We start from the raw sequence: 10,627 nt of genomic DNA on the forward strand, positions 1-10,627 counted from the left end.
CCCCGAGAACGAGCGCGACGCCGCCCCCGCCCCTCAGGCTGCCTTCTGCGCCTGCCGGTCCACGATGGCGACGATGTCGGCCATGATGCGGTTCAGCTCGAAATTCTTCGGGGTGTAGACGGCGGTCACGCCGAAGCCCTTCAGCTGCACCTCGTCCTCCGGCGGGATGATGCCGCCCACCACCACGGGGATGTCGGAGAGCCCCTCGGCCCGCAGCCGCTCCATCACGTCCCGCACCAGCGGCACGTGGGAGCCGGAGAGGATGGACAGGCCGATGACGTGCACGCTCTCTTCCAGCGCGGCGTTCACGATCTCGGCGGGGGTCAGGCGGATGCCCTCGTAGACCACTTCCATGCCGCAGTCGCGGGCGCGCACGGCGATCTGCTCGGCGCCATTGGAATGGCCGTCGAGGCCCGGCTTGCCCACCAGGAACTTGATGCGCCGGCCGATCTTCTCGGACACCGCGTCCACGCCCTTGCGCACCTCGTCCAGCCCCTGGGTGTCCACGCGGGCGGCGCGGCCGACGCCGGTGGGGGCGCGGTATTCGCCGAACACCTCGCGCAGGCAGGTGCCCCATTCGCCGGTGGTGATGCCGGCCTTGGCGCACACGATGGAGGGCTCCATGATGTTGCGCCCCTCCTGCGCCGCGCTCTTGAGCGCCGCGAGCGCCGCCGCTGCCGCCTTGTTGTCGCGGGCCTCGCGCCAGGCCTGCAGGCGGGCGATCTGCTCCGCCTCCACACCCTCGGGCACGGTGAGGATGGCGCCTTCTCCGGTGGTCAGCGGCGAGGGCTCGGTCTCGGTCCAGCGGTTGACACCCACCACCACCTGCTCGCCGCGCTCGATGGCCTCCAGCCGGCGGGTGTTGGATTCCACCAGCTGCTGCTTCATGTAGGAATTCTCGATGGCCGCCACCGCGCCGCCCATGGCGTCGATCTGGGCCAGCTCGGCACGGGCCTCCTCCTTCAGCTGCTCCACCTTCTTCGCGATCTCGGTGGAGCCGTCGAAGATGTCGCCGTAGTCGAGCAGGTCGGTCTCATAGGCCAGCACCTGCTGCATGCGCAGCGACCATTGCTGGTCGAAGGAGCGCGGCAGGCCCAGCGCCTCGTTCCAGGCGGGAAGCTGCACGGCGCGGGCGCGGGCGCCCTTCGACAGGGTGACGGCCAGCATCTCCAGCAGGATGCGGTAGACGTTGTTCTCCGGCTGCTGCTCGGTGAGGCCGAGGGAATTCACCTGCACGCCGTAGCGGAACAGCTTCTGCTTGGCATCGGTGATGCCGTAGCGGTTGACGCAGATCTCGTCCCACAGATCCACGAACGCGCGCATCTTGCACATCTCGGTGATGAACCGCATGCCCGCATTCACGAAGAAGGAGATGCGCCCCACCACCTCGCCGAACACCTTGCCTTCGGCCTCGCCGGACTTCTTCACCGTGTCGAGGATGGCGATGGCGTTGGCGAGCGCGAAGGCCAGCTCCTGCACCGGCGTCGCCCCGGCCTCCTGCAGGTGATAGGAGCACACGTTCATGGGGTTCCACCGGGGCAGATACTCGGTGGTGAAGATGATGGTGTCCTTGGTCAGCCGCATGGACGGCGCCGGCGGGAACACATAGGTGCCGCGCGACAGATATTCCTTGATGATGTCGTTCTGGGTGGTGCCCTGCAGCCTGGTGCGGTCGGCGCCCTGCTCGTCGGCGGTGGCGATATAGAGCGAGAGCAGCCACGCCGCGCAGGCGTTGATGGTCATCGACGTGTTCATCTCGGCGAGCGGGATGCCGTCGAACAGGGTGCGCATGTCACCGAGATGGGAGATGGGCACGCCCACCTTGCCCACCTCGCCGCGCGCCAGCGGGTGGTCTGAATCGTAGCCGGTCTGGGTGGGCAGGTCGAAGGCGACCGAGAGGCCGGTCTGGCCCTTGGCGAGGTTGGAACGGTAGAGCTTGTTGGACTCCGTGGCGGTGGAGTGGCCCGCATAGGTGCGGAAAAGCCAGGGTTTGTCGCGCGCCACCATTCCTATTCCCCCATCTGGTCGTTCTGGATTTGGCGCAATTGTGCGTCGCAATGCCCGCGCCGTCGATGGGAAATTTGGTGGGGATGGGAGAGCCCCCCGCCCCCCCGGCGGGCGCGCCGGGCCCGGCGGCGGATCGGCGCGTGCTCCATCTCTGATTTGGAGGGCGACCGCGACGCCCCGGGCGCAGCAGGGCATCGCGGCGTGTGGGACCGCGTCCTACCGTTTCACCAGCGAGATGATGAACAGCAGGATGATCGCGCCGATGGTGGCCGAGATGATCTGGCCGATCATGCCGCCCACCACGAACACGCCACCGAACAGGAAGCCGCCGATGAGCGCGCCGACGATGCCGACCGCGATGTTGCCGATGAGGCCGAAGCCGTAGCCCTGGAACAGCTGCCCCGCCAGAAAGCCGGCGATGGCGCCGACGATGATCATCCACAAGATACTCATGTCGTATCCCCTTTCCTCGTCGCTGCCCCGGCCAGTCCGTCCCGGCAGCCGGCCTATCCCGCGACGGTGCCAGCCTAGCGCTCTCGGCGCTGCGCGGGAATGACAACGCGAGCGTGGCCTTGTGGTTCGCGGGACGCGGGAATTGTCCGCCGATGGTCCAAAGAGGGGGGTATCGCTTTGGAATTTTTCTCTGCTACGCTGCAATGCAAGAAGCCCCCAAAGACGCGACCGAACGGTCCGCACACGCACGGAGAGGACGACAGCCATGGCCCAGACGGCAGCCGCCAACGCGAACGAGGGACCGGTGAAGGACCTTTATGAGCTGGGCGAGGTTCCGCCCCTCGGCCATGTGCCGGCACAGATGTACGCCTGGGCCATCCGCCGCGAGCGCCACGGGCCGCCGGAAGACTCCTTCCAGCTGGAGGTGGTTCCCACCTGGGAGCTGGGCGAGAACGACGTGCTGGTCTACGTCATGGCCGCCGGCGTGAACTACAACGGCATCTGGGCCGGCCTGGGCCAGCCGATCTCGCCGTTCGACGTGCACAAGGCGCCCTTCCACATCGCCGGCTCCGATGCCTCCGGCATTGTCTGGGCGGTGGGCTCCAAGGTGAAGCGCTGGAAGGTGGGCGACGAGGTGGTCGTCCACTGCAACCAGGACGATGGGGACGACGAGGAGTGCAACGGCGGCGACCCGATGTTCTCGCCCTCGCAGCGCATCTGGGGCTATGAGACGCCGGACGGCTCCTTCGCCCAGTTCTGCCGGGTGCAGGCGCGCCAGCTGATGCCGCGCCCCAAGCACCTGACCTGGGAGGAGAGCGCCTGCTACACCCTCACCATGGCCACCGCCTACCGCATGCTGTTCGGCCATCCGCCGCACACCGTGAAGCCGGGCGACTATGTGCTGGTGTGGGGTGCCTCGGGCGGCCTCGGCGTGTTCGGCGTGCAGCTTGCCGCCGCCTCCGGCGCCCATGTGATCGGCGTCATCTCCGACGAGACCAAACGCGACTATGTCCTCGGCCTCGGCGCCAAGGGCGTGATCAACCGCAAGGATTTCAAGTGCTGGGGCCAGCTGCCCAAGGTGAACTCGCCGGAATACAACGAGTGGACCAAGGAAGCCCGCAAGTTCGGCAAGGCCATCTGGGACATCAGCGGCAAGCGCGACGTGGACATCGTGTTCGAGCATCCGGGCGAGCAGACCTTCCCGGTCTCCACCCTGGTGGGCAAGCGCGGCGGCATGATTGTGTTCTGCGCCGGCACCACCGGCTTCAACATCACCTTCGACGCCCGCTATGTGTGGATGCGCCAGAAGCGCATCCAGGGCTCCCACTTCGCCCACCTCAAGCAGGCTTCCGCCGCCAACCAGTTCATCATCGACCGGCGCGTGGACCCCTGCATGTCGGAAGTGTTCCCGTGGGACCGCATCCCCGAGGCGCACACCAAGATGTGGAAGAACCAGCACGCCCCCGGTAACATGGCGGTGCTGGTCAACGCCCCCCGCACCGGCCTGCGCACCATCGATGACGTGATCGAGGCCGGCGCGAAGAAATAAGCCAGACGTCGTAAGCCAGGCCTCGTCCATGACCCGCGCCGTATTCGGCGCGGGTTACCTGTGCTAGTGTGCCGCACAACTTCCTCCGATGGAGAGGTGCCATGGCGACGACCAAGCTCGCACGAAAGCTTCCCGCGCCACGCCCCCACGATCTTGACGCTCTCTTCGACGCCGCGAAGGCCGTGTCGAAGAACGCCTATGCGCCCTACTCGCGCTTCCGCGTCGGTGCCGCGCTGCTGTCCGCGAACGGCGCGGTCCACGTGGGCTGCAACGTCGAGAATATTGCCTATCCCGTCGGTACCTGTGCCGAGGCCGGCGCCATCGCGGCCGCTCGCGCCGCCGAGGGTGCCGGCCTCGAAGCCGTCGCCATCGCCATCTATGCGGAGAAGGAAGGCGACGGTCACGTTGCGTGCACCCCCTGCGGGGCCTGCCGCCAGCGCATCCTCGAAATGTCGCCTGCGACGACCGTTCATTTCTACGGGCCGGGCGACAAGGTGGTCAGCACGACGGCTGCGGACCTCCTGCCCCACGCATTCACGTTCTGACGCCTTCACGTTCGAACGGAAGGCGAAAGCATCGGCGCCGCCACAAGCCACCCGCCCCTCTTATTGCGAGTTGATACAAAATACTCTACCCTGAATTGCACTACTCATCGTCCAGATGAGCGTGGACGCGTGCCGGGGGTCCGCATGCAGGCAAGATCGTTAAAGCCCGATCCGACCGTAGAGAATGACAGAAGCCATTTTGATTGCCTGCAGAACCTTACCTCGCAGCAGCAATGGGCTGTCAAATATCTCTACGATCGCCTTGGCATCATCGACAACAAGATGAGCGCCTTGCTGCGGCTCAACGGCATCGTCATCGGCTTCCTGACAGTAGCCGTCTTTCGTGTCGCGGAGAATTCGGCAATCGTGCCGTGGCCGATTCTCTTCCTCAGCGCCTGCTTTATCGTTTTCTTGCTCCTCACCATCGCGGAGATTATGGGAGCACTTATCTTCTATCTCAAATTCGACAGGGTCACGGCAAGCAGGACGTTCGACGACTATTGCAAGACCGCCATGGCGATCACGATCACCCGCGAGCGGGAATACCGAGCAGCCTTCTGGACGTCTGTCGCCGGTATTGCCCTGTTCATCCTGATGTTCCTCGCCGTTACTGGCGCAGACATCTACAAGCTTTCGACGGTGGGCGCCGAGCCGCCGCCCGCAACCTGCACGCCCGCCGCCTCCTGCCCCGCGGCCCCTAGGCCGCCGGCTTGAGCGCGGCCAGTTCCCCCGGCAAAGCATAGGCCCATGAGCTGATGGAGCCGGCGCCGAGGCAGATCACATAGTCGCCGGGCTTGGCCAGCGCACCCACCACTTCAGCGAGCTTCTCCGGCCCGTCCAGCGCCGTCACCGAGCGGTGGCCGTGGGCGATGAGGCCCTGCACCAGATGGTCCCGGTCCGCGCCCTCGATGGGCGCCTCGCCGGCGGCATAGACCGGGGCCACCACCACGTGGTCGGCATCGTTGAAGCAGGTGCAGAACTCATCGAACAGGGAGGCGAGGCGCGAGTAGCGGTGCGGCTGCACCACGGCGATCACCTGCCCCTCGCTCGCCGCCCGCGCCGCCTTGAGCACGGCGGCGATCTCCACCGGATGGTGGCCGTAATCGTCGAACACGGTGACGCCATTCCAGTCGCCGGTGCGGGTGAAGCGGCGCTTCACCCCGCCGAAGGCGCCGATGGCCTCGATGATCTTGTCGTCCGGCACCTTCAGCTCGTGGGCCACCGCGATGGCGGCGGTGGCGTTGAGCGCATTGTGCTTGCCGGGCATGGGCAGCCTGAGGCCGGAAATCTCGTGCACCGTCTCACCCGCCCGGTTGCGGAAGACCACGCCGAAGCGGGTGATGCCGCCCTTCAGGTCCACGTCCACCAGGCGCACGTCCGCCTGCGGGTTCTCGCCATAGGTGATGACGCGCCGGTCCTCGATGCGCCCCACCAGGGCCTGCACCACCGGATGGTCGATGCACATCACCGCGAAGCCGTAGAACGGCACGTTCTCCACGAAGGCCTTGAAGGCGTCCTGCACCTTGTCGAAGGTCTTGAAATGGTCGAGGTGCTCGGGGTCCACATTGGTAACGATGGCGACTTCCGTGGGCAGCTTCAGGAAGGTGCCGTCGCTCTCGTCCGCCTCCACCACCATCCAGTTGCCATCGCCCCGGCGGGCGTTGGTGCCGTAGGCGTTGATGATGCCGCCGTTGATGACGGTGGGATCGAAATTGCCGGCGTCGAGCAGGGTCGCCACCAGCGAGGTGGTGGTGGTCTTGCCATGGGTGCCGGCGATGGCGACGCAGCTCTTCAGGCGCATCAGCTCGGCCAGCATCTCGGCGCGGCGCACCACCGGCAGGCGCTTGGCGCGGGCGGCCACCAATTCGGGATTGTCGCGCTTGATGGCGGAGGAGACCACCACCACGTCGGCCTCATCCACATTGGCCGCGGCATGGCCGATCATGACGGTGATGCCGAGTTCGCGCAGGCGCTTGACATTGGCGCTGTCGGCGACGTCCGAGCCCTGCACCTCGTAGCCGAGATTGTGCAGCACCTCGGCGATGCCGCTCATGCCGATGCCGCCGATGCCGACGAAATGGATGGAGCCGAGGCCGGACGGCAACTTCATGCCCGTTTCCCCTGAAAGGTTGCGACCGCGCCTTTGGCCGCCAGATGCCGGACGAGATCGCCCAGTCGTTCCGCTGCGTCGAGCACGCCCTGGCTTCTGGCCTTATCCGCCATCTGCGTCAATGATCGAGGTTCGCTGGCAAAGCTGTGAAGCTCCAGCGCCAGCCGGTCGGGATCGAACTCCACCTGCCGCAGCACCAGCGCCGCGCCCACCTCCCCCAGCGACCGGGCATTGGCCGCCTGGTCCTGGTCGAGGGCGTGGGGCAAGGGCACCAAAATGGACGGCCGGCCAATGGCGGCCAGCTCCGCCACCGTGCCCGCGCCGGAACGCGACACCACCAGATGGGCCGCAGCCATGCGCGCCGGCAGGTCGTCGAAAAAGGGCGCCACCAGCGCCCGCACGCCGAGGCGCGCATAGGTGGCCTTCACCCGCTCCAGGTCCTCCTCCCGCGCCTGCTGGGTGAGGACGAGGCGGGATCGCAGGTCGCCGTCCAGCCGCTCGATGGCCTCCGGCACCACGTCGGACATCACCCGCGCGCCCTGGCTGCCGCCGAACACCAGCAGGCGCAACTCGCCCCCCGGCAGCGGCGGATCATAGGGCGTGGCTGCGGCGGCGATGGCGGACGGGCGCAGGGGATTGCCGGTCCACACCGCCTTGGAGGCGAGGGCCGGATCGGCGGCGACGATGCCGGGAAAGCCGGTGGCGATGGCGTTCACGCGCCGCGCCAGCATGCGGTTAGCCCGGCCCATGACGCCGTTCGCCTCGTGGATGAGGCTCGGCACCCCCATGAAGGCGGCCGCGAGCAGCGGCGGCACGGTGGGATAGCCGCCGAAGCCCACCACGGCCACCGGCTTCACCCGCCGCAGCAGCGCGAGGGAGGACACCAGGCCCGAGGCGAGCGCAAATCCGGTGCGCGCCAGCGCCACCGGGGAACGGCCGCGCACCGTATCGGCGGGCAGCACGTGCAGTTCCCGCGCCGGGAAATGGCCGGCATAGCGCGCCGCGCGGGCATCGGTGGCCAGATCCACGTCGAAGCCGCGCCGGCCGAGCGCCGCGGCGAGCGCCTCCGCCGGAAACAGGTGGCCGCCGGTGCCGCCGGCGGCGAGAAGAACAATCTGCGTCACATCTACCTCGAATGGCCGATCAGATCGGCCAGATTGGGCTTGCTGCCCCGCCAATGCGGCCATTCCGGGGAGGAAGGGCTTCAGGCCGGGTCCGGCAACACGCCGCAGCTTTTGCCGGATCGCAAGGATGCTGGTGCATCCCGCGATCCGCTTCGCTCAGGCGCCGCGCGGGCTTCAGGCCGGGTCCGGCAGCGCGCCGGCCGGTGGCGCGACGGGCCGGGCAATGGGCTCCACCGACGGCTTCTCGGTCAGGGCGGCCAGCGCCGCCGCGCCCGGCCGCTTGCGCGAGAGGGCCAGCAGCATGCCCATGCCGAAGGCGATGGAGATGAGCGAGGAGCCGCCATAGGAGATGAAGGGCAGCGTCATGCCCTTGGCGGGGGCAATGTGAACGTTCACCGCCATGTTGATGGCCGCCTGCAGCCCGAACAGCAGCGCCAGACCGGTGATGGCGAAGCGGGTGAAGGGATCGCTCTCCTTCGAGGCCCGCGACAGCGACCGCAGGATGATGAAGGCGAACAGCGACAGGATGATGAGGCACAGGATGATGCCGAACTCCTCCCCCGCCACGGCGAAGACGAAGTCGGTGTGCCCGTCCGGCAGCATGCGCTTCATGGTGCCCTCGCCCGGCCCCTGGCCGAACCAGCCGCCGTTGCGGAACGAGTTGAGCGCGGCGTCGATCTGGTAGGTGTCGCCCGAATCGGGATTGAGGAAGCGGTTGATGCGCTTCTGCACGTGGGACACGGTCATGTAGGCGATGAAGCCGCCCCCCGCGCCCACGCCCACCAGCCCGACCATCCAGATCCAGCGCAGCCCCGCGAGGAAGAACAGCGAGGCCCACACCAGCGAGATCAGCAGGCTCTGGCCGAAGTCCGGCTGCTTCACCAGCGGCAGGAGCACGCTGCCGAGCAGGCCGAAGGCAAGCAGCTGGGCCGGCATTTCCGGCCGCCTGGTGCTCTCGGCGAACAGCCAGGCGGCAAGGATGACGAAGGCCGGCTTGATGAATTCGGACGGCTGCACGGTGACGCCGGCGATGGTGAGCCAGCGCCGCGCGCCCTTCACCTCCGGTCCCACCACCAGGGTCGCCAGAAGCAGCACGAAGAACAGGGCGAACACCCCGATGCAGATGCGTCTGAGCGCACGCGGCGACAGGAAGGAGGTGGCGATCATCACCATCGCGGCGGGCACCAGGAACAGCACCTGCCGGTTCACGAAGTGGAACGGGTCGGCGATGCCGAGGCGGGCGGCCACCGCGGGGCTCGCGGCAAGGCACAGGATGATGCCGATCACCATCAGGCCACAGAGGGCCGCCAGCAGGGCGCGGTCCACCGTCCACCACCATTCGCTCAAGACGGTGCGGTCGGCACGCGACATCATGGGACGGCAACTCCGGTGCGGAACAACTGCCGCACCATGCGTCCGGGACGGTTGACGAGCGATTAAGACCCCATCCCCTTGCCACGGACCCAGCGCCACAGGCGCCGCAGCAGCGACCGCCGCGGCGGAGGTGGCGGAGGAGGGGGTGGCGGCGGCTCGGGGGGCGGCGGCATGTCGGGCTTGACCGGGTGGATCAGCCAGTCGCCCTGCGGGAAGTCCTGCGGGCGCTCGGCGAAATAGTCGGGTCGCCAGGGGCGGTACACGAAGGTCCCCGGCATCAGATGGGGATGCAGCGGGGTATTGGAATAGAGCGTTCCGCGCCGCTCGGGCGGACAGAACGGCCCCTCGCCGCCCATGTCCTCGATCCTGAGGCCGAGATGGCGCGCGACGGTGGGAAACAGGTACTCGAAATGGCCCTGCCAGCCGGGATCGCGCACCTCGGCCGCATATGCCTCCATGAACCGCCGCGATATGCGCATCAGCGGGTTGAACGAGCGCATGCGGCAGGCCGGGTCCACATGGGGCGGCGCCAGGGCCGTATCCATGAAATACCAGTCCGGATCGTCGGCGAGGGGCAAAAGCGTGGTGGTCAGCAGGTCGGCATCGTTGGCGGCGAAGCGCTCGAAAAGGGTGCGCCAGTCGCCGGTGTAGTCCACGTCGAATTCCATCACCCACGTATGGTCGTGGGGCAGCGGCCAGGCAGCGGCCATGGAGAGCACATCCACAAAGCCGGGAACAAGGCCGCCATTCTCATCCATCTGGCGCATGCGCTCGGGCAGCACCTCACCCGGCGGCGGATCGAGGCATGGCTCCACCGGGGCCACGCGGTTGCCGGGATTGTGGATCAGGCGCCACTCGACCAGCCCCTCGGTCTGCTGCCGCAGCCGCTCGAAATGGGCCCTGATCCGGTCCGTACACTGGGTGGTGATGAACAGGCCGTTCGCGACCCGCGCCGCCCCGCATTCCCCACCCGGCGCCCATTCACCTGCAACGCGAACCGTCATCCATACCCATTTCTCCGCCCTGATCAGACCCCGGATCACGCCCCCGCCAAAGCGGCCAGCACTATAAGGCGCCGGTCTCGTGGCACAACGTCGGCCGGATACCTTTGCTCTCCCAAACGCAGCAGTGCGGCTCCCGGTTCCCGGACTGGTCCGCCATCGCGCAACCGGCCCGGCATGCCTATCTTGAGCGGGTGCCGCACTCCCGACGAACCGCCCCCAAATCCGACGCGCTCTTGCCCGGCGGCCCCGCTTCCGCCGCAGCGGATGGCGCGCTGCCGGACGTGTTCCGCCACTGGCTCCACGCGCGCGGCTGGACGGCGCGGACGCACCAGCTCGATCTCGTCGCCGCCGCGCAGGCCGGGCGCTCGGTGCTGCTGATCGCCCCCACCGGCGCCGGCAAGACGCTGGCCGGCTTCCTGCCCACGCTGATCGAACTGAGCGGCGGGCGCGGGAAACGGGGG

General features: G+C 67.7%; 10 protein-coding genes. 4 read left to right on the plus strand and 6 right to left on the minus strand.

What is annotated here, in order from left to right; translation table 11 throughout:
- Positions 1-33 precede the first annotated feature (33 nt).
- Positions 34-2,007, minus strand: coding sequence for a protein meaA (locus K9U41_RS19260; RefSeq protein ID WP_282642480.1), 1,974 nt, complete (start codon positions 2,005-2,007; stop codon positions 34-36).
- A gap of 216 nt (positions 2,008-2,223) precedes the next feature.
- Entirely contained in the window at positions 2,224-2,460 is a 237-nt protein-coding gene (locus K9U41_RS19265; protein WP_282642481.1) for a GlsB/YeaQ/YmgE family stress response membrane protein, read from the minus strand.
- A gap of 265 nt (positions 2,461-2,725) precedes the next feature.
- On the opposite strand from K9U41_RS19265, the gene ccrA reads away from it, so the two are divergent.
- From ccrA to K9U41_RS19280, 3 genes are all read left to right on the plus strand, one after another.
- Positions 2,726-4,009: a crotonyl-CoA carboxylase/reductase gene (gene ccrA / locus K9U41_RS19270; RefSeq protein ID WP_282642482.1), complete on the plus strand. Its 1,284-nt coding sequence runs from the start codon at positions 2,726-2,728 to the stop codon at positions 4,007-4,009.
- Between the two features lie 101 nt (positions 4,010-4,110).
- Positions 4,111-4,554 (plus strand): cytidine deaminase, encoded by a 444-nt coding sequence (gene cdd, locus K9U41_RS19275; RefSeq protein WP_282642483.1) that lies wholly within the window; start codon positions 4,111-4,113, stop codon positions 4,552-4,554.
- 144 nt (positions 4,555-4,698) lie between these two features.
- A complete protein-coding gene (locus K9U41_RS19280) occupies positions 4,699-5,268 on the plus strand; it encodes a hypothetical protein (protein WP_282642484.1) in 570 nt (189 codons plus the stop codon).
- Here the strand turns inward: K9U41_RS19280 and murC are convergent.
- The 4 genes from murC to K9U41_RS19300 all read right to left on the minus strand — a co-directional run bounded on the left by murC (position 5,252) and on the right by K9U41_RS19300 (position 10,166).
- The gene (murC, locus tag K9U41_RS19285) at positions 5,252-6,664 is read right to left on the minus strand and encodes a UDP-N-acetylmuramate--L-alanine ligase (RefSeq protein ID WP_282642485.1); all 1,413 of its coding nucleotides are present in this window, start codon (positions 6,662-6,664) and stop codon (positions 5,252-5,254) included. The genes K9U41_RS19280 and murC overlap by 17 nt on opposite strands.
- On the minus strand, positions 6,661-7,788 hold the full coding sequence (gene murG, locus K9U41_RS19290) for an undecaprenyldiphospho-muramoylpentapeptide beta-N-acetylglucosaminyltransferase (protein ID WP_282642486.1): 1,128 nt from the start codon (positions 7,786-7,788) through the stop codon (positions 6,661-6,663). Before murG ends, murC begins: the two co-directional genes overlap by 4 nt.
- A gap of 174 nt (positions 7,789-7,962) precedes the next feature.
- Complete coding sequence (gene ftsW, locus K9U41_RS19295; protein ID WP_282642487.1) at positions 7,963-9,162, minus strand: putative lipid II flippase FtsW; 1,200 nt, start codon at positions 9,160-9,162, stop codon at positions 7,963-7,965.
- Between the two features lie 62 nt (positions 9,163-9,224).
- Positions 9,225-10,166 (minus strand): hypothetical protein, encoded by a 942-nt coding sequence (locus tag K9U41_RS19300; protein ID WP_282642488.1) that lies wholly within the window; start codon positions 10,164-10,166, stop codon positions 9,225-9,227.
- 233 nt (positions 10,167-10,399) lie between these two features.
- On the opposite strand from K9U41_RS19300, the gene K9U41_RS19305 reads away from it, so the two are divergent.
- On the plus strand, positions 10,400-10,627 hold a 228-nt coding region (locus K9U41_RS19305), incomplete at its 3' end, for a DEAD/DEAH box helicase (RefSeq protein ID WP_282642489.1).

This window comes from Xanthobacter autotrophicus (assembly GCF_029991245.1).
GTDB lineage: Bacteria > Pseudomonadota > Alphaproteobacteria > Rhizobiales > Xanthobacteraceae > Xanthobacter > Xanthobacter autotrophicus_C.

What these genes read in the sequence shown, in the direction of transcription:
- K9U41_RS19260 (WP_282642480.1), bottom strand. Translation starts at nt 2,007, where the DNA reads ATGGTGGCGCGCGACAAACCCTGGCTTTTCCGCACCTATGCGGGCCAC.
- K9U41_RS19265 (WP_282642481.1), bottom strand. Translation starts at nt 2,460, where the DNA reads ATGAGTATCTTGTGGATGATCATCGTCGGCGCCATCGCCGGCTTTCTG.
- ccrA (WP_282642482.1), top strand. Translation starts at nt 2,726, where the DNA reads ATGGCCCAGACGGCAGCCGCCAACGCGAACGAGGGACCGGTGAAGGAC.
- cdd (WP_282642483.1), top strand. Translation starts at nt 4,111, where the DNA reads ATGGCGACGACCAAGCTCGCACGAAAGCTTCCCGCGCCACGCCCCCAC.
- K9U41_RS19280 (WP_282642484.1), top strand. Translation starts at nt 4,699, where the DNA reads ATGCAGGCAAGATCGTTAAAGCCCGATCCGACCGTAGAGAATGACAGA.
- murC (WP_282642485.1), bottom strand. Translation starts at nt 6,664, where the DNA reads ATGAAGTTGCCGTCCGGCCTCGGCTCCATCCATTTCGTCGGCATCGGC.
- ftsW (WP_282642487.1), bottom strand. Translation starts at nt 9,162, where the DNA reads ATGATGTCGCGTGCCGACCGCACCGTCTTGAGCGAATGGTGGTGGACG.
- K9U41_RS19300 (WP_282642488.1), bottom strand. Translation starts at nt 10,166, where the DNA reads ATGACGGTTCGCGTTGCAGGTGAATGGGCGCCGGGTGGGGAATGCGGG.